Source organism: Carnobacterium sp. FSL W8-0810, assembly GCF_038007125.1.
GTDB lineage: Bacteria > Bacillota > Bacilli > Lactobacillales > Carnobacteriaceae > Carnobacterium_B > Carnobacterium_B inhibens.
Map to the genome: position 1 here is coordinate 1390881 of NZ_JBBOWO010000001.1, position 23587 is coordinate 1414467.

Genomic DNA, 23587 nt, shown 5'->3' on the forward strand with positions numbered 1-23587 from the left:
CACAATTTGAAGAGGAGTCAGAATGTTTTATTTAACGTTAGCTATTATATGTAGTGCATCTATTGCTCTAATTTTTAAATGTACAGAAAATTCAAATGCAAACAGATATGTCATAACAAGTGCCAACTACTTTATCGCAGTTGTTATCAGTCTGTTTATGATTTTTTCTAGAAGGTTATTAACTGGTATTACTCGTGAGCTATCTTTTGCTAAGGATTTTTCACTACTATCCAGTAATAATGACCATATGTTATCTCCGTATTCCAGTATTCTTTGGGGATTAATCATTGGGGGCATATTTGGTTGTTTCTTTTTCCTTTCATTTGTATACTACCAAAAAAGTATAAAGGAAAATGGTGTAGGAATTTCAGGCACGTTTGCTAAACTTGGGATATTGATTCCAATGATTTTTTCAATCGTTATATGGAAAGAATTTCCTTCTTCTATTCAATGGGTGGGAATTGGACTATCCCTAGTCTCTATATTAATTGTTAATCTATCACAGAAGTCTCTCGAAAAATTTGATATTAAACCTACCCTTATATTTTTGTTTTTCTTTGGAGGTATGGCAGAGTTTTCAAGTAAGATCTATCAAAAATACGCATTAAATGAGTATAAAGATGTATTCCTCTTTGCATTATTTTTCGTGGCATTCTTATTGAGCATTTTCTATACGTTTAGAGAAAAAGGAATAATAACGAAGAAGGATATTTTAACTGGCTTTGCAGTAGGGATACCCAACTTATTCTCTTCCTATTTTTTAATCCTGTCATTAGCTACTTTGAAAACTTCTGTAGTATTTCCAATTTATAGTGCGGGGAGTATTGTGCTGATCAACATAGGTGGATTTTTAATCTTTAAAGAAAAAATCACTAAAAAGAATCAAGTTGCAATCGTTTTGACTGTAGTAGCTCTTGTGCTTATTAATGTATAAATAAAAAAACCCGTAACTACGTAGTAAATCTTTATGCGATAGTTTGTTAAATTAAAGGAGGTAGGATTTTAAATGAATATTTACACAATAGGTCATTCTACTCATAGTAGTGATGAGTTTAGTTCTTTGCTGAAATCATATGGTATAGAAGCGCTAGTTGATGTACGTTCTTACCCTGGTAGTAATCATATGCCTCAATTTAATAAAGAAAATATAGAAAAATGGTTACCAGAAAGTGGGATTAGTTATCTTCATATGCCTTCATTAGGCGGTAGAAGAAAGAAAAATCATGAAATTGATGAATCATTAGTGAATGGATGGAGAAATACGTCTTTCCAGAACTACGCAGCGTACAGTCTAACGGATGAATATGAAAAAGCAATCAGTGATTTATTAGACCTTCAAAGTAAGAAACGAGTTTGTTACATGTGCTCTGAAAGTGTTCCTTGGAGATGCCACCGCTTGATTATTTCGAATACTTTGGCACTAAAAGGACTACATGTTCACCATATTATGACAGAGAAAAAAACTACTTTACATGAAATTGGTATGTATGGTGCAAAACCGGTTATAGAAGGATCCACACTCATTTATCCAAAGCAATCAGTAGATAATGACAATGAAGAAGGTAAAAGATAAATAATTTGAACCTATACTAAACAAATAGAAGGCTGCTATATGTAGTGGAGTAATGTTGACAGCTTGCTTAGTGGTTCATTCATACTAACCAAAACAAGCGAAAGTCAATAACGAAACATCCGCAGCCATAACGAATCTGAATAAATGGACAAAATGGAACCGGAAAATGCTTGAAAAGAAGTGAATCAAGTGGTTTTCTTATTGGTCTCACAGCTTATTTGAACCATACTTATGGTATACTAAATAAAATAAAAACAAAAAAGGGGTATATAAAATAGTGGAAAAATACAAATTAAAAAGACGAGCAACTCAAATGGTGCGGGATGGTTATCCTGTACTCTTAAAAGAAGATTTCGTCAAAGAACCGATTGAGTCTGAAGGAACGATCGTTGAATTACTAGATGATAATAAAAAATTTGTTGCACGGGCATATCTTGCGAAACAAAATAAAGGTGATGGATGGATCTTAACGTTAAATGAAAACGAAAAAATCGATCAAACTTTCTTTGAACGCTTATTCAAAGAAGCCTTAGCAGAACGAGCTAGTCTAAAAGCAAATGAACAAACAACTGCTTACCGTTTCTTCAATGGTGAAGGAGATGGACTTGGTGGTTTAACGATTGATGTTTATGCGGATTACTATGTATTCTCATGGTACAGTGCTGGTATTTATAAACACCAACAAACAATCTTAAAAGCATTTCTTTCAGCTGTTCCAGATGTTAAAGGAGTATATGAGAAAATAAGATACCAAACGAAAAGAAAACCGGAAACGGACCATATTTACGGCGAAGAAGCACCAGAACCACTTTTAATCAAAGAAAATGGCCTAACATTTGCTACTTATTTAAATGATGGATTGATGACTGGGATTTTCTTAGATCAACGCAATGTCCGTCACAGTATTCTTGAACAGTATTCTATGGATAAAACAGTCTTAAATACATTTAGCTATACTGGAGCTTTTTCAGTTGCTGCAGCAATGGGTGGGGCTAGTCACACCACTAGTGTAGATTTAGCTAACAGAAGTCTAGAAAAAACAAAAGAACAATTTGAAGTAAATGGTTTAGACCCCGAATTACAAACTATTCGAGTAATGGATGTCTTTGATTACTTCAGATATGCGATCCGTAAACAATTAACTTTTGATACGATCGTCGTAGATCCACCAAGTTTTGCTCGTTCGAAAAAGAGAACGTTTAGTGTAGCTAAAGATTACACAGCTTTACTTGAAGATATCATTGATATTACAAATGAAGATGGTGTAATCATAGCTTCAACGAATGCAGCGAATATTTCAACTGAGAAGTTTGAGCAATTCATCGAAAATGCATTTAACAATAAAGGTATGACATATCAAATCTTAGAAAAACATACACTTCCTGAAGATTTTAAAATCAATCCTCATTATCCACAAAGTGACTATTTAAAAGTCTATGTGATAAGAAAAGGGTATTAATTTAATCAACTTATTTAAAAAAAGAAAGCCTGAGAAAAAATGAAAAAAAATAAAGTGCAAAAAACAAATGCGGTCAGACAGTTAGAAAAAAAAAATATTTTTTATAAACTTTATGAATTTCCATGGAGTGATGATCATTTAGGGGCTGAAGCAGTCTCTGAACACTTAGATGTGGCTAAAGAACGAATATACAAAACTTTGGTTATCACAGGTGACAAAACAGGTGTAATAGTAGCTTGTATACCGGGTACCAGCGAACTTGATTTAAAAGCATTAGCTAAAGTTAGCGGCAATAAAAAAGTTGAATTGCTGCCATTAACGAAACTAGAAAAAACAACTGGTTACGTTCGTGGGGGCTGTTCACCAATTGGAATGAAAAAAGATTTTCCAACCTTTATCTCTGTCCAAGCTGAAACGATGGAAAAAATCATTGTTTCAGCAGGAAAAAGAGGTATGCAAATCGAAGTAGATCCAATTGATTTGCAGAAGTTGGTCAAAGCTGAATTTGTACTTATTGAAGCAAAATAAAAATTGAATAAATAGAAAAAAGCTCTAACAAAGATGTTTAATCTTTTGTTAGAGCTTTTTTAGCTTACTTTTAGAAAGTAAGTTGACTTATGATCACTTGAGGTGTAAAGTGAGTATATAAAGTAGGAAGGGGAAACACTATGAGAAATAACACACTCGCTTCATTAACTTGGTTAAGACTCATTCGTTTCGCTAATCAAAGCAATCAATTATCCAATGAATTTTTAAACCGATTTGGTCTGACAAGTGCTCAGTTTGATGTACTTGTACAAATCCAGACTTATCAACCCTTAACACAAATGGAATTAGCCAAAAGAGTTACCGTTACTCAAGGAGGGATCTCCAGAATGTTATCTCGGTTGGAAAAAGAAGGATACGTTACGAGAACGCAGGAATGGAAACAAAAAACCATCAGTCTTTCGTCAAAAGGAACACAAGTATTGGAAAAAGCAATGCCCGAGCAGTTGGCGTTCCAAACTTCTTTATTTGAGGATACTCTAACTAAAGAAGAATTAAAAAGTCTTTATGCCATGTTGACACGATTGCATAAAAGTAGTGAAACAAAAGAATTGCCGCCAAAATAATTTTTTTACTAATCAATTGACTAGTCAACTAAAAAGGAGAAATGAGAAATGAAAGAATATCGTATCGATGAAACCAAAGGAATGGAATTTGGATTGTACTCTCTTGGAGATCACATGGGAAATCCCCATACTGGAAAAATGATATCTGCTGAGCAACGCATAGAAAATTTTATTGAAGCCGCTAAATTATCCGAGCAAGCTGGGCTAGATGTTTTTGCACTTGGTGAAAGCCATCAAGAACATTTTACCTCGCAAGCTCATACAGTTATTTTAGGTGCAATAGCTCAAGCTACCAGCAAAATCAAAATAGCTAGTTCTGCAACAGTCTTAAGCGTTTCTGATCCTGTGCGTGTGTACGAAGATTTTGCTACATTAGACTTAATTTCTCATGGAAGAGCAGAGATCGTTGCCGGTAGAGGATCACGTTTAGGTGCATATAGCTTATTAGGTTATGATGTTCGAGATTACGAAGAATTATTTGAAGAAAAATTAGAGTTATTAATGCAGATCAATAATGAAGAAAGCGTAACATGGGAAGGGCAATATCGTGCACCATTAAAAAATGCACAGATTCTTCCGCAACCAAAAAATGGAAAATTACCAATTTGGCGTGCTGTAGGTGGCCCGCCAGCTAGTGCAATAAAAGCTGGATACGCAGGTGTACCAATGATGTTGACAACCCTAGGAGGACCAGCATCAAGTTTTAAAGTTTCGGTTGATGTTTACCGTGAAGCTGCTCAAAGAAGCGGATTTGATCCGAGTACCTTGCCAATTGGTACAACAAGTCTTTTTTATACAGCTGAAAATTCTCAAGATGCCCTTCGAGAATATTATCCGCACATAAATTATGGTATGCAAGCGATCAATGGTGCTGGCTATCCAAAACAACAATTTGCTCAATCTACCGATTACAGAGATGCTTTAATGGTAGGCAGCCCGCAACAAATCATTGAAAAGATGATTTACCAATACGAACTATACGGCCAACAACGCTTCATGGCCCAAATCGATTTCGGCGGAGTCCCTTATGATAAAATCCAAAAAAATATCGAACTCATCGCCACCCAAATCCTCCCAGCCATAAAAAAATATACAACTAAATAAAGGATGCTGAACGACCCTGAAAGACATGCAGTAAAAACAGAAAATCACAGAGAAGATGGTCCATCTTCGGCGGGATTTATCTTTTTTTACAAAGTGTCTGGGGAGTGAAGCTCAACTAAAGGTTGCAAATTTCGTCTAGGCACGTTAGAAAACTAAGTAAGAGGTGAGTATAAATGAAAATAGTAGGAATTTCAGGTTCGAATGTTGGAACGAAAACAAAAACAGCAATGAATTATGTAGAAGCCATCTTAAAAGAAAAATACTCAGAAGTAGAGTTTGAATTAATCGATTTAGTGGAGTATGAAATGGTTTTTAGTGATGGAAGAAATTATTGGGAGTATGAAGGGGATACCAAATACGTTTCTGAAAAGATTATGGCTGCAGATGCGCTTATTATTGGGACACCGACCTTCCAAGCTTCTATTCCAGCCTCTTTAAAAAATCTATTTGATCTATTGCCGGTTAATGCGTTTCGCGACAAAGTAGTAAGTATGATCGGTACTGCTGGAACACCCAAACATTTTCTAATGCTGGAGCAACAGCTAAAACCTATTTTAGCTTACATGAAAGCAACGATCGTTCCAACGTATGTATTTATTGAAGAAAAAGATTTCTATAGAAATAAAATCATCAATGAAGACATTCTTTTCCGAATTGAACGGTTGGTTGAAGATACAATTACGATCAATGACGCGTTTGAGGAAATACGTAAAAAGAAAGATGAAGAATACGGGTTTTAAGATACCAGCGTTAAGAAGATTTTTTAATGGTTGAATTCCCTTAAGAAAATAACCCCCCTTACCTTCCAATATTCTTGGGACGGTAAGGGGGGTTATATTTTTAAGAATAGAGTTTAAACTTCTGAAATAAAGAAGAAGTTTCATTAGTAAATAGTGTTTTAACCAGTAGATATCCTAAAGCAGCTCCCATTGTATTCACTACTATATCAGCGATATCAGCACCACGCCAGCCGCCTAAAAAGTAATTAGTTAAAAATTGGAAGAATTCAATACCAAAACTAATACAGAATCCTAGACCAACGGCTTTAAAAAGAGTTGACTCTTTTTTAAATAAATAATAATAAACGGATAAAGGAGCCAACATCAAGAGGTTGGGCAAAGCAGATAAATCAAGAACGGGGTCAAAATTGATTCGGCTCAACCAGGGAGTTTGATTTGCATACATTCCTGTTTGAATCTGAAAAGGAAAAAAAGTTAAGTAAATGACGGAAAATATGTAGGCAATAAAAGAAAGGACTGTGATTTTTTGATGCACGGTAAATGATTTCACTTTAGCAGACCTCATAACGAAAAATAGCGTTAAAAGAACTAATGGGAGGAGAAATAGACCTGATATGGTTAATTGCATGATAAAAACCTTCTTTCATATTTAAGTTAGTTAAATTATACTATGCTTTTTGGCTAATAAAATCAGGCTATAGCAGTAGTTTATACTAAGACCTATCCATCAGTAAGAAAGGACAGGGGGCTATTTCTCTAATTTAAAAATAAGAAAGTAAAATGATTCAAAAAAACCAGGTATTTTTCGATTGAAAAATACTTGGTTTTTAAATAAGAATCCTAAACTGAAGTACCGTTAATCTTTAATAGATAAAAAGTAATCGCGGATGTCTTTCCAGTTATTCGCACGAATGTAACGATCCTCTGTTTCGTTTAATGAATTGACAAACAAAATGCCCGTTCCAGAAAAACGTTCTAATTGACGAATAGAATCATCAATCAAATAATCTGTATGAACGATGCTCTTATCGCCACAAAAAATAAAATGCTGAGGATCTATAAAATCAAAATGTTCTTGCAGCCATTCGTACTTTGCAGTAAACGTTTTAGGCACATCCATAGCAGCAGTTGCAATATATAAATCATAATCTTCTGCTAATTCACGTAAGACAGCCTGACTGTCTTTCATTACCGGAGGATTTCTGAAAAAAGCATACGTATTAATTAAAGGATAAAGTTCTTTAATGGTCGTAACCAGATCAAAATTTGGATTCTCTTTTAAATAGTCTTCAACACTATCAAAAGAAAGATTGTATTCCTTTTTGAATAATTCGATAAAACTAATTTCTATATCCGCAATAACTTGATCCATATCAATCGCAATTTTCTTTTTCACAAAAAACATCCTTTCACATGTTAGAACTCATTACTTTGTTAAAGCTAACTCAGCAGCATGCATTCCAGCAATACGCCCAGTTATAAAAGCACCAGTAATATTGTAGCCGCCTGTATAGCCATTGTAGTCCAATATTTCGCCTGTGAAAAAGAGACCACTGGTAAATTTACTTTCCATTGTTTTCGGATTCACTTCTTTAGTATTGATTCCACCACCAGTAACAAAAGCTTTTTCAATTGGTAAAGTACCGTTGGCAGTAAAGCGAAAATCTTTGATAAATTCAATAAATTGAGCTATTTTTTCAGGTGAGGCTTGTTTTAAAGGAGCATTTTCATCTAATCCAGCTCTAGACAGTGCAAATAATAAATACCGTTCTGGAACGAGACCTTTTAAAGCATTTTTGGTACTTTTATCTCCGTCATCTTTGATCAATTTTTGGAGTTGTTGGGTCAATTCACCTTTTGATACATTTGGAAGGGCATCTAAACTCATAGTGACTTCATCTGTTTTATCACGTTTCATGGTTTGATGAACAAACATCGAACAACGTAGTACAGCTGGGCCAGAAATGCCAAAGTGAGTAAAAATCATATCCATTTGGTGTGTGATCACTTTTTTATTTTTTTTATTCAAAACACTTAGAGCAACATCTCTCAAAGAAAGACCTTGTAAAGTTGTGTCTTTTATAAAGGCTTCATCAGAAAGAACAGGAGCTTCGGTAGGGTAAAGAGGCTTGATGGTATGCCCAGCTTTTTTAGCCCATTTGTAGCCATCGCCAGTTGAACCCGTTCTTGGCATAGCGCGACCGCCCGTTGAAACAATGACGCAAGATGCTGTTAAAGTACGTCCATCTTCTAATTCAACTCCTGTAACTTTTCCTTCATCAAATAGTAAGGTTTCGACAGGAGCTTCTGTATAAATGGCGATTTCTAGACGATCCATGATCGCGATTAAAGCTTCCAAAATAGTTCTGGATTTATCAGTTGTAGGAAACATTCTTCCATGATCTTCTTCTTTTAACGCCACACCATTCGATCTGAAGAAGTCCATAATATCGTAATTATCGTATTGGTGGAAAGCACTATATAAAAAGCGTCCATTTCCAGGGATATGTGCGATAATTTCTTCTTTGTCACGATTATTGGTCACATTGCATCGACCACCACCAGTTACAAGTAGTTTGCGCCCAAGTGTTTTGTTTTTTTCAACTACAGCTACAGTTGCGCCATGTTCTGCAGCGGAGATCGCAGCCATCATGCCGCTGGTTCCTCCGCCGACTACTAGTACATCATATTTTGCCATTTCTTTCATTTTCCTCATTTCTATTGATCGTAAACGTTCAAATTTTCTTTCCTTACTTTATCATATTCTAGCAGTTTCTTCCATAAACCTGTAAACTGTTTTAAAGTTGTAAGAACTTTTCTTGTTAAGATAGTGTCGTAGCTGTTATGATGTAGAATGTGGTGAAATAAACTGAAGAGGAAGATGGAAAATATGGAAATTTTAATTGCACTAATACCTGCCATAGCTTGGGGCAGCATTGGATTAGTGAGCAATAAATTAGGTGGAAACTCGTACCAACAAACAGTAGGAATGTCAGCTGGGGCAGTTCTTTTTGCAATAGGTGCTTATTTTGTTTATCAGCCAACAATTGATATGAAAATTGTTTTAGTTGGATTGTTATCAGGAGCTTTGTGGTCTCTAGGTCAAATGCAACAGTTCCAAAGCATGAAGTTTATAGGGGTATCAAATACGCTCCCTATTTCAACAGGATTACAATTAATTGTAAATACACTTGCCGGCGTACTTTTGTTTAGAGAATGGACAAGTACAAGAGACATTATTTTAGGAATTATTGCTATTATTGTTTTGATTTTTGGTGTAACCTTTACGACCGTATCGGATACTAAAGAAAAAACAGACGACTCCAATGGCCAAAAAAAATCTGGAGCAAGAGCTTTGCTTTTTTCTACTCTAGGATATGGATTGTATACAATTACGATAAATGCGGCTGGAGTAGATGCCATAGCGGTTATTTTACCTCAAGCAGTAGGTATGCTGATCGGTTCACTTTTATTCTCAGTAAAACAAGACATAAAGAGCAAATACACACTCCGTAATTTATTAACTGGGTTGTTATGGGCACTGGGAAATATCTTTATGCTGATTTCAATGGAAAAAATCGGATTAGCAATCAGTTTCTCTCTTTCTCAAACAGGAATCATTATTTCTACTTTAGGTAGCATCTGGTTCTTAGGAGAAACTAAAACAAAACGAGAATTCCGTTATATCTTACTAGGATGTATTTTAGTTATCGTTGGTGGTGTTTTATTAGGCTATGTTAAATCATAAGTAAATTCGATGAATGAATAGGATGGTAGTAAATGAATTATTTTAGAAAGAAGCCTTTAGAAACAAGTGAAAAACCATCTAATTTAAAAAGAGAGTTAAAAACCATGGATCTAATTTTATTAGGTCTAGGTGCAATCGTCGGAACAGGGATTTTTGTGATCACAGGAACAGCTGCTGCAGTAACTGCTGGGCCGGCTTTGATTTTATCTTTTGTTATTGCGGCTTTTTCATGTATTTTATCCGCTTTATGTTATGCAGAATTTGCTTCTCGCATTCCCGTTTCAGGCGGAGCTTACTCTTACGCCTATACTGTTTTTGGCGAATTACTTGGCTGGCTAGTCGGGTGGCTGATGATCTGTGAATACCTACTGGCAAATGCTTCAGTAGCTTCAGGCTGGTCGGGCTATATGAATGGCTTTTTAGATGGTATTGGTCTTGGATTGCCCATTGCGTTACGTTCTTCATATAATGCAGAGGCTGGTACGTATATTGATTTAATTGCCATATTGATTACATTCGTGGTGACGTATATCGTGATACAAGGAGCGAAAAAAGCTTTACGCTTAAATAACATTATGGTCATCGTAAAATTTGCTTTGATTGCTTTATTTATTGTGGTTGGTGTTTTCTATGTGAAACCAGAAAACTGGACACCTTTTGCACCATTTGGCTTAAAAGGAGTAGCTTCGGGAGCGGCTGTTGTATTTTTCGCTTTCTTAGGATTTGACGCAGTCAGTACAGCTGCAGAAGAAACGAAGAACCCACGTAGAGATGTTCCAAGAGGGATCATCGGTTCGCTTGGTATTGCAACAGTTTTGTATATCGCAGTGACTTTAGTACTGACAGGTATAGTCCCATATGCACAGCTGAATGTGAAAGATCCTGTTGCTTTTGCCATCCGTTTTATTGGGCAAGATTTCATTGCCGGTATCATCTCTGTAGGAGCAATAGTAACTTTATTAACCGTATTGATTTCAATGACATATGGACTAGGACGTTTAATTTATGCAATTGGAAGAGACGGTTTACTGCCAAAGAAATTGAGTCAAGTTGATATAAAGACAAAAGGTCCTAAATTTGCAACTCAAATAGTTGGTGTGGTTTCAGCTGTTTTAGCAGGAATAGTGCCGCTCAATAAGTTAGCAGAATTAACGAATATCGTAACCCTAATGATATTTGTAATTATTGCTTTAGGGATCATTAAATTGCGCAAAGATTTTGGTGAACCAACAGAAGGCGAATTTAAAGTACCTTTTGTACCTATTTTCCCGATAGTTTCGATTGTCGTTTGTTTGTACCTTATGATACAACTTTCATTATCCGTATGGATAGCATTCGTTATCTGGTTAGTTTTAGGGATACTTGTTTATCTTTCTTATGGGTATAAGAACAGTGAATTGAATAAGTAAGTTAAAAGCTAGGAGCAACCTCCTAGCTTTTATTCTAGTAATTTTTACTTAATTGCTGTAAAATCATATGAATTGAGTATTTACTATAAATGCTTTTTACTTACTTTATGTTACACTTGTAAAGAACTATTTTAAGGGAATGAAGGTGCAAACATGTCTTTTGTAGAGATAAAAAATGAATTCAAACGATACAAAATGGGTGAAACCATGATTGCCGCAAATGACGGCATCTCTTTTGAGATTGAACAAGGTGAATTTGCAGTGATCGTTGGACCAAGTGGTGCAGGAAAATCCACAGTTCTAAATATTTTAGGCGGAATGGATTCAGCAGATGAAGGTCAGATACTGGTTGATGGAACAGATATTGCTAAGTTTAATACAAAACAACTCACGCAGTACCGCCGCGATGATGTTGGTTTTGTTTTTCAATTCTATAATTTAGTACCCAATTTAACGGCTACAGAAAATGTAGAATTAGCAGCTGAAATTTCCAGCAAAGCTTTAGATGCTCAACAAGTTTTAAAAGATGTTGGATTAGGTGATCGGTTAGATAATTTTCCAGCACAACTATCTGGAGGAGAACAACAACGGGTAGCAATTGCTAGAGCTTTAGCCAAACAGCCCAAACTTCTTTTATGTGATGAGCCCACTGGAGCTTTAGACTATGAGACTGGGAAACAAGTATTAAAATTATTGCAAGATACATGTAAAAATACGGGCACAACCGTTATTGTCATTACACATAACAAAGCAATTGCACCGATGGCTGATCGAATGATTGAAATAAACAATGCAAAAGTACGCAAGGTGACAATGAATGACAACCCTATGTCTGTAGCAGATATCGAATGGTAAGAGGTGAAAAAAGGTGAAAAAGAAAGCACTATGGAAAGACATTTTCAAAGAGATAGGGCAATCAAAAGCACGTTTTTTGTCTATCTTTGCCATAATTACATTAGGAGTAGCTTTTTTTGCCGGAATTAAAGCAACTGGCCCGGATATGATTGATACCGCAGACCACTATTACAAGGAAACAAAACTAATGGATACAAAAGTAATATCTACCTATGGGCTTAATGATGATGATAAAAAATTATTGGAGAGCGTTGAAGGCGCTGATGTAACCATGAGTTACAGCCAAGATGTTATTTTTGAGGATAGTAGTTTGGTCACAAAATTAATGGCTTATTCTTCAGATGAAGCTGCTAAACAAAACAACTATGTTGTGGCATCAGGACGGTTACCGGAAAAGTCTGGCGAAATTGCTTTAGACAATAACAGCAATATGACTGAGGCTTATAAAAACGGCGACACGATTACTATTTCTTCAGAAGATGAAGAGACCGATTTGAACGATTCCTTTGCTACGACAACCTATGAAGTCGTTGGTTTTGTGAACAGTCCGCAATTCATTGAAAACTCTGCAAGAGGAACGAGCACGGTGGGCAAAGGAACTTTAGATGGTTTTGCAGTGATTCCTCAAGAAGATTTCAACTCAGAATTTTATACAGAATCCTATTTATCTTTTGAAAAGAACGATTCACTTGTTTCCTATTCTTCAGAGTATGAAGATGCCGTTGAGAAGCAAATGGATCAAATCGAAAAAGTAGTTGAACAAAGACCAGAAGAACGATTAGCTGAAATTCGTTCAGAAGCTCAAACTGAGATCGACGACGGACAAGCTGAAATTGATGATGCCAAGCAACAATTGGCAGACGGTCAAAAAGAGTTAGAGGATGCTAAAACTACCTTGGATCAAGGATGGGCAGATTACAATGAAGGAATGGCCACTTTAGAGTCCAAAACAACCGATGCTCAAGCTACAATCGATCAAAAACGTCAAGAACTAGAAAATGGAAAAGCTGAAGTAGCTGCAAATGAAGCAGATCTACAAACAGCTCAAACTCAGCTCATTGATGCTCGAAATAATTTTGAAGCACAAAAAGCAACTGCTGACCAAAATTTAGCTAATGGAGAAACATTTGTTGAAAATGCCAGAGCCATCTTAGCTGTTCCAGTTGAAAGTGTTCCTGTTGAAACTCAAACAAGTATCACTCAGGCAGCAACAGCTATTGATTCTTCACTTGGAGAAGCTTTTACAGGTTACTTTGCTGGAGTGGTTCCAAGCAGTACGGTTTCAGCTGCTTTAGATAGTATAACTGCAACTTTTGAAGAAACAAGAGCACAAATGAGTGCGGCAGAAGCTGAGATAGCAGCTAATGAAGAAAGTGTCAATCAAGGTCTAGCTGATATTGAAGCTGCAAAAACTACTCTTGCAAATGGTGAAGCGCAACTAGTTGAAGGCCAAGAAGAATTGAATCAAGAAAAAGCCAATGGAGAAGCAGAATTAGCTGCAGCTCTTGAAGAACTAGAAACAGGTCAAGCTAATTATGAAGAAGGTTTGGCTGAATTTGAAACAGAATCTGCTGATGCTGAGAAAAAAATAGCAGATGGCGAAGCAGATCTTGCTGATGCTAAACAAGAACTTGAAGACTTGGAAATGCCCGAATATTACGTGCTCGACCGTTCAACGAATCCAGGATATGGCGAGTTCAGCGATAATGCAGAACGTATTTCGGCTATTGCACAAGTGTTTCCCGTATTCTTTTTCCTTATTGCAGCTTTAGTCAGTTTAACAACAATGACTCGTATGGTAGAAGAAGAACGATTGCAAATTGGGACGTTAAAAGCTTTAGGGTATTCAAATTGGGATATCTCTAAGAAGTTTTTAGTCTATGCTTCAGTAGCCAGTATTTTAGGAACGATTATAGGATTGATTATCGGGTATCAATTGTTCCCACAAGTCATATTTAATGCTTATGGGTCAATGTATAATTTGCCATCCGTTCGGATAACGCATTACTTCAGTTATGGAGCGATCTCCTTTATCGTTGCGTTGCTTTGTACGGTAATGTCAGCTTATCTTGCAGTCCGAGTAGCTTTACAAAGTACACCAGCTACATTGATGCGTCCAAAGTCTCCTAAAATAGGGAAACGTATTTTATTAGAACGTATGCCGTTTATTTGGAATCGCTTTGGATTTATTCAAAAAGTAACTGCACGAAATCTTTTCCGTTATAAACAGCGTATGCTAATGACGGTTCTTGGTGTCGCAGGTTGTACGGCATTGATTTTAACTGGATTTGGAATATCAGATTCTATTTCAGATGTATCCAGTCTTCAGTATGGCAAAGTCATGAAATATGACGCTATCGTTGCATTAAATACAGATGCAAGTGATTCTGAAAAAGCTGATTACGATGAAGAATTAGCCAAACAAACAGGCATTAGTGAGTCATTAAAAGTCAATCAAGAAAATTTCACTATTGATGCAGAAGACGTCAATACACAAGATGTTACAGTATTTGCTCCTGAAACAACCGAAAATTTTGAGGATTATGTTTTATTAAATGATCGTACCTCTGGAGAAACTTATTCACTTCCTGAAGAAGGAACGATTATTAATGAAAAACTTGCAGAGCTGCTCGGTGTAGAAAAAGGCGATACCTTGACTTTAACCGATTCAGACAATAAACAAGCAGAAGTAAAAATAAATGAAGTTGTTGAAAATTATACCGGTCATTATGTCTATATGACGAAAGAGTATTATGAAACAACATTTGGCAAGGCACCAGAGTATACAACCGAACTGGTGAACTATGGCAGTGAAAAAGTAGATGAAGAAACTTTAGGAACTACTTTAACAGAACAGCCAAGTGTCTTATCCGTCAACTTTGTCAGTGATGTTAGTGAGTCATTTGAAGAGACAATGGGAAGCTTAGGCATTGTTACCTTGGTGCTGATTGTTTCAGCTGGTCTATTAGCCTTTGTGGTATTGTACAACTTGACCAATATCAACGTCTCTGAACGTATAAGAGAATTATCCACTATCAAGGTACTAGGCTTTTTCGATAAAGAAGTAACCATGTACATTTATCGCGAAAATATTATCCTTACTTTAATGGGAATCGTAGTAGGTTCATTATTAGGCGTTCTGCTTCATAGTTTTGTACTAGGTACAGCAGAAATGGATCAATTAATGTTCAGCCCAACTATCCAACCGTTAAGCTACCTTTACTCAGGGATCATTACTCTCGTGTTTTCAGGAATCGTCATGATCGCCATGCATTACAAACTCAAGGAAGTCGACATGATCGAAGCCCTAAAATCAGTAGATTAAAAACAGGATGCGGAGTTCGACGTCTAGGCTCGGCAGAAAAACAAGTAATCTCGCAGAGGATGTTTCATCCTCGGAGAAATTACGTTTTTTCCGAGAGCCTGTCGAACGCAGCTCAACTAAAACAGGATGCGGAGAAACTCTGAAAGACACACAGTAAAAAAAGGAAATCCCAGAGAAGATGTTTCATCTTCGGCGGGATTTATCTTTTTTACAAAGTGTCTGGGGAGCGCAGCTCAACTAAAACAGGATGCGGAGCGACCCCGGTAGATACACAGTGAAAAAAAGAAATCTCAGAGAAGATGTTTCATCTTCGGTGGGATTTATCTTTTTTACAAAGTGTCTGGGGAGCACAGCTCAACTATAGGATGCGAAGTATCCCGTTTATCTCCGTACAAAAAATAAAGCATTCTGCTCATTGATTTAAGAGCAAAATGCTTTATTTTTTTTCCTACATTAATAGTGTTTGAAAGATTTTGTTAGTAATTTTTGGATCGGAGACTTTTCGGTACCGAAAAGTTTTCTATATTGAACATTCTGCTTCTATAGAGTGAGTACTTCGACATTATTAGCAGTGTATGCGACATTTGCGAGTAAAAAAGGGAAAGAAGTCTGAAGTAGAGGCACTCTAAGCGACATTTACGAGAGAAAAAGGACTAGTAATCTGAAGTAGAGATACTCTATGCAACATTTGCGATGAAAAAGGACAAGGAATCTGAAGTAGAGTCGCTCTAAGCGACATTTGCGAGAGAAAAAGCGCAAGTAATCTGAAGTAGAGTCGCTCTATGCGATATTTGTGAGCAAGAAAGGGCAAAGAATGGGAACTATAAAGAACTATAAATAAGAAAAGAGGAATCCAAAAATGGACTCCTCTTTTAAAAACTAGGGCTGCAGCTTATCGCTTGGCTTTGGTCCGCCAGGTATCAGTCGATTGACTAAGATAGCAATAAAAGTTCCAATAAAAGTATCAAGAACTCGTGCCAATGCATAAATGACAGTTTCATCCATTGGTATGGTGAAGTAAATAATTAGAAAAGCAGCGTTTGCTCCTATAATTCCTGCATTGTAATTTGTGAGATCACAAAAAATAATAATAAGAATGACCCCAAGTGGGACGCCAATTAACTCTATCCAAAAAGGCCAACCGGCGAATTGTTGAATCACTACTAACATAGCAGCGAAAATAGCGCCAATTGAATTTCCAAGAATTCTAGTTTTTCCAAACTTCAAGCTTGTCTGCCAATCTTCTCGTAAACCAAAAACAGCTGCCAATGCGGCAATCATTGGCGGTTCTCTATCAAGAATATGAAATAAAAGAATGCATAGTCCAACGGCTATTCCTGTTTTTAGTGTTCGCATGCCGATTCGGTAATTTCCAATTTTCATTTGTATTCATCACTTTCTATAAGTAGCATGTGGTTTCTGACGTACATGATATACTATCAATAATAGGGGTTAGCAAATAAAAAGCAAAGAAAAATTTTTAGTTTTTACAGAAGTAGAGTAAGATTAGAGTGGATTTCACAATAAAGGAGTGTACGCATGTCAATTTCTTTAAGAGCAGTAAAAATTGCTTTCGCAACAACTATTGCTATCTTGTTAGCTCAAGCCTTGAATTTGGAATATAGTGTTTCTGCTGGGGTTGTTGCTATTTTAAGTGTGTTGGATACAAAAAAATCTTCAGTGACGACAGCTTTGCAAAGAGTGGGTTCTACGATTTTAGCATTAGGTGTGGCAACCATACTTTTTCAATTAATTGGATTTAATACGATCGTATTTGGTGTCTACCTTCTCATCTACATTCCTTTGGCGTATAAATTAAAAGTAGAAGTAGGCATCGCACCGTGTTCTGTATTGGTTTCTCATTTATTATTAGAGCAAAGTACCTCTATTAGTTGGATTACAAATGAATTTTTATTAATGGTGATAGGAGCAGGAATTGCAATTATTTTTAATTTATATATGCCTTCAAAAGAATCTCAACTCATACATCTGAAAGATGAAATTGAAGAAAAAATGAAACTTGTTCTATTGAATTTTTCTTTAGTATTGAGCAAAGGACAGTCAAATGAAAAAGTAGAACTTTTACTCAAAGAACTTTCTAAGGAGTTAATAAAAGCAGAAAAAATAGCTTATATGGAAGCGAATAATCAATTGCTTAGCCAAACAAGTGACTATATGATTCACTATTTTGATATGCGGCAACAACAGGTAAAAGTACTGGCAGAAATGTCTGTCGATTTAAGTGTCTGTTCTTTACCAACCAAACAAAACCAAATTTTAGCGAGATTATTTCAACAGACTGCAGAACAATTGCATGAAAGTAATCCAGTAATAGACTTAACGAAAGATATTACTTCATTGTTATCAGATTTTAGAGACAGTGAGTTGCCAAAAACGCGAGAAGAATTTGAAAATAGAGCTGCTTTATTTGTTCTGTTAAATGATTTCACTCGATTTATTCAAATCAAAAAAGATTTTTTTGAACAACAATAGACTGATGTTTTTCTGAACTCAATAATGTTCATTAGAGATAGATCAGTCAAAATACAAGTAAAGGCACTAAAAGAGAAATCTTTTGGTGTCTTTTTTCATAGACAAATAGGTGCAATAACAAAGAATAGCTCATAGTTTGTAACGTCAGAATGCAATAAGAAATGTCATCTTTAAAATTAGTAAAGTTTTTATTGATTAAATATTCAGAATATTCTATACTAATTATTAACAAATCATTTTGTTATCGCATTTTAATAAATGGACGAACATCATGAATTTAACAAAACTAACGCAAGGGCGTAAATTGGGGGAAAAGAAAATGAAAAAAAGATTAGTAATGGGGATTGCAGCTCTTTCGTTATTGGCTACGGCGTGTAGCACTACTGGAAGCGGAAGTGATACAGATAAAATCAAAATTGGGTCAATGTTTGAAAAAACAGGTGAGGTTTCAGCCTATGGAACTGCTGAAGCAAATGCAGTGAATTTGGCAGTTAAAGAGATTAATGAAAATGGCGGGATCTTAGATAAAGAAATTGATCTAATTGAATACGATACAAAATCAGATAATACTGAGGCAGCTAGTGTAGCAACGAAATTAGCAACTCAAGACGAAGTAGCTGTAATTGTGGGACCAGCAACAACTGGTGCTGTTAAGGCTTCAACTCCTGCTGTAACAAGAGCTGGTGTAAGTCTGGTCACTCCTTCTGGGACAGATGACAGCTTAACCCTTGATGAGAATGGTAACGTGCAGCCAAATATTTTCCGTACATCATTCCAAGATTCTTTCCAAGGAATTGCCTTAGCAGAATTTGCCACAAACGAATTAGATGCTGAAAAAGCGGTAATCATTGGAGATAGCTCAAGTGATTATGCATTAGGACTAACTAAAGCCTTTAAAGGGGCTTTTGAAGGGGAAATCGTTGCGGAAGAAAACTTCACTGCTGATGATACAGATTTCAATGCAATCTTAACGCGTATCAAGGATCTTGATTTTGAATTCATTTACTTGCCGGGTTACTACAACCAAGCAGGGTTGATCATCAAGCAAGCTCGTGAAATGGGAATCACGCAACCTATCTTAGGTGCAGATGGTTTTGGGAACCAAGCATTGCTTGAATTAGCTGGAGTAGATAATGTCGATAACGTTTATTACTCAGCACATTATTCACCAAATAGTGATGACTCTCAAGTAACAGATTTTATTGCAGCTTATAAAGAAGAGTACGATGTTGAACCAGACATGTTTGCAGCTCTTGCCTATGATACTGTTTATCTAGTAGCTCAAGCGATTGAAGAATCTGGAGAAACATCTACAGAAGCAATCACTAAAGCATTGGAAGATATTGCTGAATTTGATGGTGTGACAGGTACATTTTCATTTGATGAAGATCACAATCCTGTAAAATCAACTTTAGTGATTGAATTACAAGATGGAGTCGAAGTAGGAAATACAGAAGTTACTCCTTAATGAAGAATCAAACTAAAAGGTGCAAAGCGAGTTTTTGCTTAGCACCTTTTAATATTTAAAAAATGAAAAGAGGTGCCATATTATGGAAGCATTTTTACAACAACTGATTAACGGACTTTCTTTAGGAAGTATTTACGCCTTAATAGCATTAGGATACACCATGGTATATGGCATTATTAAATTAATAAACTTTGCTCATGGAGATATTTATATGGTAGGAGCATTTGTTGGGTATACAGCGATCAATTCTTTACATCTTAGTTTTTTCCCGGCATTGATCCTCTCCATGGTTTTTTGTGCCGTTTTGGGAGTAGCAATTGAGAGAATTGCCTACAAACCTTTACGTAATGCTACTCGTGTGGCTGCTTTGATTACAGCTATCGGAATGTCTTATTTATTGCAAAATGGCATGATTTATTTAGTTGGTTCAGAAACAAGAGCTTTCCCGCAAGTGATTAAAAATAAAATATATGAATTTATGGGATTACAAGTTAGTCAAACACAGATTCTGATTTTTGCTACAACAATTATCCTCATGTTAGCTCTACAGCTTATTGTTCAAAAAACAAAAATGGGCAAAGCAATGCGAGCTGTCAGTACGGATGCAGATGCAGCTCGTTTGATGGGTATCAATGTCGATAACGTGATTTCATTTACGTTTGCATTGGGTTCTTCATTAGCAGGAGCAGCAGGAGTTTTAGTCGGGTTGTATTACAACTCGATCGAACCGATGATGGGATATGCTCCAGGGTTGAAAGCCTTTATAGCTGCCGTATTAGGTGGAATAGGTATTATACCTGGAGCGATGTTTGGAGGATTTACAATTGGTATCATTGAAACACTCGTCAGTGGATATGGCGGTTCATTGATAAAAGATGCCGTAGTTTACTTGATCTTGATTGTTATTCTTATCTTTAAACCATCAGGATTGCTTGGCAAAAATGTAAAAGAGAAAGTGTAGGTGATAAAAATGAAACAATTTAATAAGAAAAATCTTGGTTGGCTCATTTTTATTGCAGCCATTTATATTCTCATTCAACTAGGTACAAGATTAGGCATTATTAATGCTTTTTATGAAATCACTTTGATGACGATTTTGATCAATGTGATTTTAGCTACAGGTTTAAATTTAATTATTGGTTTTTCAGGACAATTTTCACTAGGGCATGCTGGTTTTATGGCTATTGGGGCTTATTGTACTGGTATTGTCAGTATCAAATACCCGACTGTATTAGGTCTTATTGGTGGAATCTTATTAGGGATCATTATAGCCAGCTTGGTTGCTTTATTAGTGGGCATTCCTACGTTGCGTTTAAAAGGAGATTATCTAGCGATTGCCACTTTAGGTGTTGCAGAAATTATTCGTATTGTCATTTTGAATATGAATGACCTGACAAACGGAGCTGCTGGATTAAGTGGGATCCCATTTATTGCTAATTGGCAGATCACTTTTGCTTTTATCGTGATTTCTTTAATCGTTATTATGAATTATATTAAAAGCAGTCCAGGAAGAGCCACGATTTCTATTCGTGAAGATGAGATCGCAGCGGAATCTATGGGGATCAATACGACGAAATATAAAATCATCGCTTTTGTTCTAGGGGCAGCATCTGCAGCAATAGCTGGCGGATTGCACGCTTCTTATTTCAGCGTTATCCGACCATCCGATTTTACCTTTATGAAATCTGTTGATATTTTAATCATTGTTGTGTTTGGCGGATTAGGAAGTATGACAGGGAGTGTAGTGGCTGCTATCGTACTTGGTATTTTAAATATTTATTTGCAGCCTTTTGGACAGTTGAGAATGATCATCTACTCAGTTGCCCTAGTTGCGATTATGGTATTTAAACCTTCCGGATTATTGGGAACAAAAGAATTTACCATCTCTGGATTATTAGACCGCAAAAACAAAAAAAGTTCTGTGAAAGAGGGGGAAGCAGAATGAGTTTATTAGAAGTAAAACAGTTGACTAAAAATTTCGGCGGTCTTTCCGCTGTATCTATGGTAAATATGGAATTAGGTGACAATGAATTAGTCGGACTGATTGGACCAAATGGAGCAGGCAAAACAACCCTTTTTAACTTGCTGACAGGAGTCTATGAGCCGACTGAAGGGGTTATTGATCTGGAAGTGGACGGAGAAAAAACTTCTTTAATTAAACAAAAAACGTATAACATCACAGCCATGGGGTTAGGAAGAACATTTCAAAATATCCGCTTATTTAAAGATTTGACGGTTTTAGAAAATGTCTTGATCGGGATGCATGAAAAAAATAAAGTTGGCACAATAGCGAGTATCTTCAGAACTCCACAATATTATGCAGCAGAAGAAAGCATGCGCAAAGAAGCTCTTGAACTTTTAAAACTGTTTAATTTAGAAACTAAAGTAGAAGAATTAGCAAAAAACTTGCCATATGGGGAACAAAGGCGTCTAGAGATCGTTCGTGCATTGGCAACTAAACCAAAAATCTTGTTTTTAGATGAACCAGCAGCAGGGATGAATCCTCAAGAGACAGCTAATTTGACTTCGTTAATTCGACAAGTCCATAAAGATTTTAAGCTTACGATTTTATTGATTGAACATGACATGTCTTTAGTCATGGATGTGTGCGAACGTATTTATGTATTAGAATACGGTAGAATGATTGCTCATGGATCACCTGAGGAAATCAAAAATAACGAAGCAGTTATCAAAGCTTATTTAGGTGGTGAGTAGACATGTTAACAGTAAAAGATTTATCCGTTTATTATGGTGTTATTCAAGCGACAAAGGAAATAAATTTTGAAGTTAACGAAGGGGAGATCGTTTCTCTTATTGGAGCTAATGGTGCTGGGAAATCAACGGTATTAAAAGCAATATCAGGTTTGCATCGTCCAAAATCGGGTGAAATACTCTTTAAAGATCGTCCGATCCATAAAGATACTACGCGGAAAATCGTCCAATTGGGTATCTCTCAAGTCCCTGAAGGCAGACATGTCTTCAAAGGTATGACTGTAATAGAGAATTTAGAAATGGGCGCTTTTCTAAGAAAAGATAAAAATGAGATCCAAAAAGACTTGAAAATGGTATTTGATCGTTTTCCAATATTAGAAGAACGAAAAAAGCAAGATACAGCCACGTTATCTGGTGGAGAACAACAAATGGTCGCCATGGGAAGAGCCTTAATGTCTAGACCGAAGCTATTATTATTGGATGAACCTTCAATGGGCCTAGCACCTATATTTATCAAAGAAATTTTCAACATCATTAAAATGATCAACACACAAGGAACAACTGTATTATTGATTGAACAAAATGCAAAAGTAGCTCTAGAGATTGCTAATCGCGGGTACGTATTGGAAACAGGAAAAGTTGTTCAAACAGGTACAGGAAAAGAATTACTAGCAAGTGATGAAGTACAGAAAGCTTATTTGGGAGGTTAAGAAATGGATGTAAAAAGTTATATGACATCACATGTAGTGACCGTTACAGAAAAAACAAAAGTGTTAGAAGCATTGGATATCATGAAAGAAAACGACTTTCACCGTTTGCCAGTAGTGAGAGATGGACGGATGGTTGGGTTAGTCACACAAGAGATCATTCAAGAAAATTCTCCATCTACAGCGACCAGTTTAAGCATTCATGAAATGAATTACTTACTCACAAAGACAACTGTTGGAGATATCATGCAAAAAAAAGTTGTTACCATTCATGCCGATGATTTGTTGGAAGAAGCAGCAGCTCGCATGCGTGATCAAGAAGTTAGCGTATTGCCTGTAGTGGAAGAAGAAAATAATATTGTCGGTATTATCACCGATAAAGATATTTTTAGTGCTTTTATTGATGTTATGGGGTACAACAACAGAGGTAGTCGAATCGTAATCGATATTCCAGAAGATCACCCAGGAATTTTAGAAGATATCACGAATATTTTAGCCGAAGCTCAAGTGAGCATCAATCAAATTGCTGTATATAGAAAAAATCATTTCACTCAAATTATTATCCAAATGGATAGCCCGGATTTAAAAGCGGTAAAAGAGATTCTGACCACAAGTGGCTATACTGTAAGTTCAGCTATTTTTAAAGAAGGAAAAAAGCCCGATTAATCGTGAGAAAATGATCTAACTAATTCATATATAACAAACTACACCAAAAATCAGATCTGATTTTTGGGTGTAGTTTGTTTTTCTAAGTGGCGGTTTATTCTCCAGTAAAGAAACAATATTTTTACATAAGTGTCTGCTAATTTGTAGTTAATGATTATTGTTTACAGGTAAAATGAATACGGTTTATTTTGAACGATTTTTTAAAAGTGACAGAAA

22 protein-coding genes are annotated in these 23587 nt (G+C 36.0%); 18 read left to right on the forward strand and 4 right to left on the reverse strand.

Annotated features, from left to right (window positions below; all coding sequences use genetic code 11):
• Nucleotides 1-22: 22 nt before the first annotated feature.
• The 7 genes from NST49_RS06755 (at nt 23) to NST49_RS06785 (ending at nt 5988) form a co-directional block, all read left to right on the forward strand.
• Complete coding sequence (locus NST49_RS06755; RefSeq protein WP_187948937.1) at nt 23-934, forward strand: EamA family transporter; 912 nt, start codon at nt 23-25, stop codon at nt 932-934.
• A 72-nt stretch (nt 935-1006) separates the two neighbouring features.
• Complete coding sequence (locus NST49_RS06760) at nt 1007-1573, forward strand: DUF488 domain-containing protein (protein WP_081901356.1); 567 nt, start codon at nt 1007-1009, stop codon at nt 1571-1573.
• Nucleotides 1574-1850: 277 nt separating this feature from the next.
• The gene (locus NST49_RS06765) at nt 1851-3032 is read left to right on the forward strand and encodes a class I SAM-dependent rRNA methyltransferase (protein ID WP_034537139.1); all 1182 of its coding nucleotides are present in this window, start codon (nt 1851-1853) and stop codon (nt 3030-3032) included.
• A gap of 39 nt (nt 3033-3071) precedes the next feature.
• On the forward strand, nt 3072-3560 hold the full coding sequence (gene ybaK / locus NST49_RS06770) for a Cys-tRNA(Pro) deacylase (RefSeq protein ID WP_034537138.1): 489 nt from the start codon (nt 3072-3074) through the stop codon (nt 3558-3560).
• A 140-nt stretch (nt 3561-3700) separates the two neighbouring features.
• The gene (locus NST49_RS06775) at nt 3701-4144 is read left to right on the forward strand and encodes a MarR family winged helix-turn-helix transcriptional regulator (protein WP_034537136.1); all 444 of its coding nucleotides are present in this window, start codon (nt 3701-3703) and stop codon (nt 4142-4144) included.
• A gap of 48 nt (nt 4145-4192) precedes the next feature.
• Nucleotides 4193-5248, forward strand: a complete 1056-nt coding sequence (locus NST49_RS06780) for an LLM class flavin-dependent oxidoreductase (RefSeq protein ID WP_023178577.1) — start codon at nt 4193-4195, stop codon at nt 5246-5248.
• Nucleotides 5249-5421: 173 nt separating this feature from the next.
• Complete coding sequence (locus NST49_RS06785) at nt 5422-5988, forward strand: NADPH-dependent FMN reductase (RefSeq protein ID WP_341047651.1); 567 nt, start codon at nt 5422-5424, stop codon at nt 5986-5988.
• Nucleotides 5989-6088: 100 nt separating this feature from the next.
• Here the strand turns inward: NST49_RS06785 and NST49_RS06790 are convergent, their stop codons facing one another.
• The 3 genes from NST49_RS06790 to NST49_RS06800 form a co-directional block, all read right to left on the reverse strand.
• Nucleotides 6089-6538, reverse strand: coding sequence for a VanZ family protein (locus NST49_RS06790; RefSeq protein WP_341047653.1), 450 nt, complete (start codon nt 6536-6538; stop codon nt 6089-6091).
• Nucleotides 6539-6844: 306 nt separating this feature from the next.
• Nucleotides 6845-7393 carry a 5' nucleotidase, NT5C type gene (locus NST49_RS06795; RefSeq protein WP_187948940.1) on the reverse strand — a complete coding sequence of 183 codons (549 nt, stop codon included), beginning with the start codon at nt 7391-7393 and terminating at the stop codon, nt 6845-6847.
• Nucleotides 7394-7414: 21 nt separating this feature from the next.
• On the reverse strand, nt 7415-8710 hold the full coding sequence (locus NST49_RS06800; protein WP_341048683.1) for a BaiN/RdsA family NAD(P)/FAD-dependent oxidoreductase: 1296 nt from the start codon (nt 8708-8710) through the stop codon (nt 7415-7417).
• A gap of 168 nt (nt 8711-8878) precedes the next feature.
• Between NST49_RS06800 and NST49_RS06805 the strand changes: the two genes are divergently transcribed.
• The 4 genes from NST49_RS06805 (at nt 8879) to NST49_RS06820 (ending at nt 15325) form a co-directional block, all read left to right on the forward strand.
• Nucleotides 8879-9736, forward strand: coding sequence for a GRP family sugar transporter (locus NST49_RS06805; protein WP_034537131.1), 858 nt, complete (start codon nt 8879-8881; stop codon nt 9734-9736).
• Nucleotides 9737-9768: 32 nt separating this feature from the next.
• Nucleotides 9769-11145: an amino acid permease gene (locus NST49_RS06810; RefSeq protein ID WP_341047654.1), complete on the forward strand. Its 1377-nt coding sequence runs from the start codon at nt 9769-9771 to the stop codon at nt 11143-11145.
• A 153-nt stretch (nt 11146-11298) separates the two neighbouring features.
• Complete coding sequence (locus NST49_RS06815; protein ID WP_251165479.1) at nt 11299-12000, forward strand: ABC transporter ATP-binding protein; 702 nt, start codon at nt 11299-11301, stop codon at nt 11998-12000.
• Between the two features lie 13 nt (nt 12001-12013).
• The gene (locus tag NST49_RS06820; RefSeq protein ID WP_341047655.1) at nt 12014-15325 is read left to right on the forward strand and encodes an FtsX-like permease family protein; all 3312 of its coding nucleotides are present in this window, start codon (nt 12014-12016) and stop codon (nt 15323-15325) included.
• 879 nt (nt 15326-16204) lie between these two features.
• Here NST49_RS06820 and NST49_RS06825 read toward each other — a convergent pair.
• Nucleotides 16205-16708 carry an FUSC family protein gene (locus NST49_RS06825; RefSeq protein ID WP_187948944.1) on the reverse strand — a complete coding sequence of 168 codons (504 nt, stop codon included), beginning with the start codon at nt 16706-16708 and terminating at the stop codon, nt 16205-16207.
• A gap of 156 nt (nt 16709-16864) precedes the next feature.
• Between NST49_RS06825 and NST49_RS06830 the strand changes: the two genes are divergently transcribed.
• The 7 genes from NST49_RS06830 (at nt 16865) to NST49_RS06860 (ending at nt 23371) form a co-directional block, all read left to right on the forward strand.
• Complete coding sequence (locus NST49_RS06830; RefSeq protein ID WP_341047656.1) at nt 16865-17818, forward strand: aromatic acid exporter family protein; 954 nt, start codon at nt 16865-16867, stop codon at nt 17816-17818.
• Nucleotides 17819-18137: 319 nt separating this feature from the next.
• Nucleotides 18138-19286 carry an ABC transporter substrate-binding protein gene (locus tag NST49_RS06835; RefSeq protein ID WP_341047657.1) on the forward strand — a complete coding sequence of 383 codons (1149 nt, stop codon included), beginning with the start codon at nt 18138-18140 and terminating at the stop codon, nt 19284-19286.
• Between the two features lie 82 nt (nt 19287-19368).
• Entirely contained in the window at nt 19369-20247 is an 879-nt protein-coding gene (locus NST49_RS06840; protein WP_023178556.1) for a branched-chain amino acid ABC transporter permease, read from the forward strand.
• 9 nt (nt 20248-20256) lie between these two features.
• Nucleotides 20257-21231 (forward strand): branched-chain amino acid ABC transporter permease, encoded by a 975-nt coding sequence (locus tag NST49_RS06845; RefSeq protein WP_341047658.1) that lies wholly within the window; start codon nt 20257-20259, stop codon nt 21229-21231.
• Nucleotides 21228-22001: an ABC transporter ATP-binding protein gene (locus NST49_RS06850; RefSeq protein WP_187948947.1), complete on the forward strand. Its 774-nt coding sequence runs from the start codon at nt 21228-21230 to the stop codon at nt 21999-22001. Before NST49_RS06845 ends, NST49_RS06850 begins: the two co-directional genes overlap by 4 nt.
• Before the next feature lie 2 nt (nt 22002-22003).
• Nucleotides 22004-22708: an ABC transporter ATP-binding protein gene (locus NST49_RS06855; protein ID WP_187948948.1), complete on the forward strand. Its 705-nt coding sequence runs from the start codon at nt 22004-22006 to the stop codon at nt 22706-22708.
• Nucleotides 22709-22711: 3 nt separating this feature from the next.
• A complete protein-coding gene (locus NST49_RS06860; RefSeq protein WP_187948949.1) occupies nt 22712-23371 on the forward strand; it encodes a CBS and ACT domain-containing protein in 660 nt (219 codons plus the stop codon).
• The last annotated feature ends 216 nt before the right edge of the window (nt 23372-23587 follow it).

Bases quoted from the DNA above. Each gene is read 5' to 3' on its own strand.
- NST49_RS06755 (WP_187948937.1), top strand. From the start codon at position 23: ATGTTTTATTTAACGTTAGCTATTATATGTAGTGCATCTATTGCTCTA.
- NST49_RS06785 (WP_341047651.1), top strand. From the start codon at position 5,422: ATGAAAATAGTAGGAATTTCAGGTTCGAATGTTGGAACGAAAACAAAA.
- NST49_RS06810 (WP_341047654.1), top strand. From the start codon at position 9,769: ATGAATTATTTTAGAAAGAAGCCTTTAGAAACAAGTGAAAAACCATCT.
- ybaK (WP_034537138.1), top strand. From the start codon at position 3,072: ATGAAAAAAAATAAAGTGCAAAAAACAAATGCGGTCAGACAGTTAGAA.
- NST49_RS06825 (WP_187948944.1), bottom strand. From the start codon at position 16,708: ATGAAAATTGGAAATTACCGAATCGGCATGCGAACACTAAAAACAGGA.
- NST49_RS06855 (WP_187948948.1), top strand. From the start codon at position 22,004: ATGTTAACAGTAAAAGATTTATCCGTTTATTATGGTGTTATTCAAGCG.
- NST49_RS06760 (WP_081901356.1), top strand. From the start codon at position 1,007: ATGAATATTTACACAATAGGTCATTCTACTCATAGTAGTGATGAGTTT.
- NST49_RS06845 (WP_341047658.1), top strand. From the start codon at position 20,257: ATGAAACAATTTAATAAGAAAAATCTTGGTTGGCTCATTTTTATTGCA.
- NST49_RS06830 (WP_341047656.1), top strand. From the start codon at position 16,865: ATGTCAATTTCTTTAAGAGCAGTAAAAATTGCTTTCGCAACAACTATT.
- NST49_RS06780 (WP_023178577.1), top strand. From the start codon at position 4,193: ATGAAAGAATATCGTATCGATGAAACCAAAGGAATGGAATTTGGATTG.
- NST49_RS06815 (WP_251165479.1), top strand. From the start codon at position 11,299: ATGTCTTTTGTAGAGATAAAAAATGAATTCAAACGATACAAAATGGGT.
- NST49_RS06795 (WP_187948940.1), bottom strand. From the start codon at position 7,393: ATGTTTTTTGTGAAAAAGAAAATTGCGATTGATATGGATCAAGTTATT.
- NST49_RS06850 (WP_187948947.1), top strand. From the start codon at position 21,228: ATGAGTTTATTAGAAGTAAAACAGTTGACTAAAAATTTCGGCGGTCTT.
- NST49_RS06835 (WP_341047657.1), top strand. From the start codon at position 18,138: ATGAAAAAAAGATTAGTAATGGGGATTGCAGCTCTTTCGTTATTGGCT.
- NST49_RS06840 (WP_023178556.1), top strand. From the start codon at position 19,369: ATGGAAGCATTTTTACAACAACTGATTAACGGACTTTCTTTAGGAAGT.
- NST49_RS06805 (WP_034537131.1), top strand. From the start codon at position 8,879: ATGGAAATTTTAATTGCACTAATACCTGCCATAGCTTGGGGCAGCATT.
- NST49_RS06860 (WP_187948949.1), top strand. From the start codon at position 22,712: ATGGATGTAAAAAGTTATATGACATCACATGTAGTGACCGTTACAGAA.
- NST49_RS06775 (WP_034537136.1), top strand. From the start codon at position 3,701: ATGAGAAATAACACACTCGCTTCATTAACTTGGTTAAGACTCATTCGT.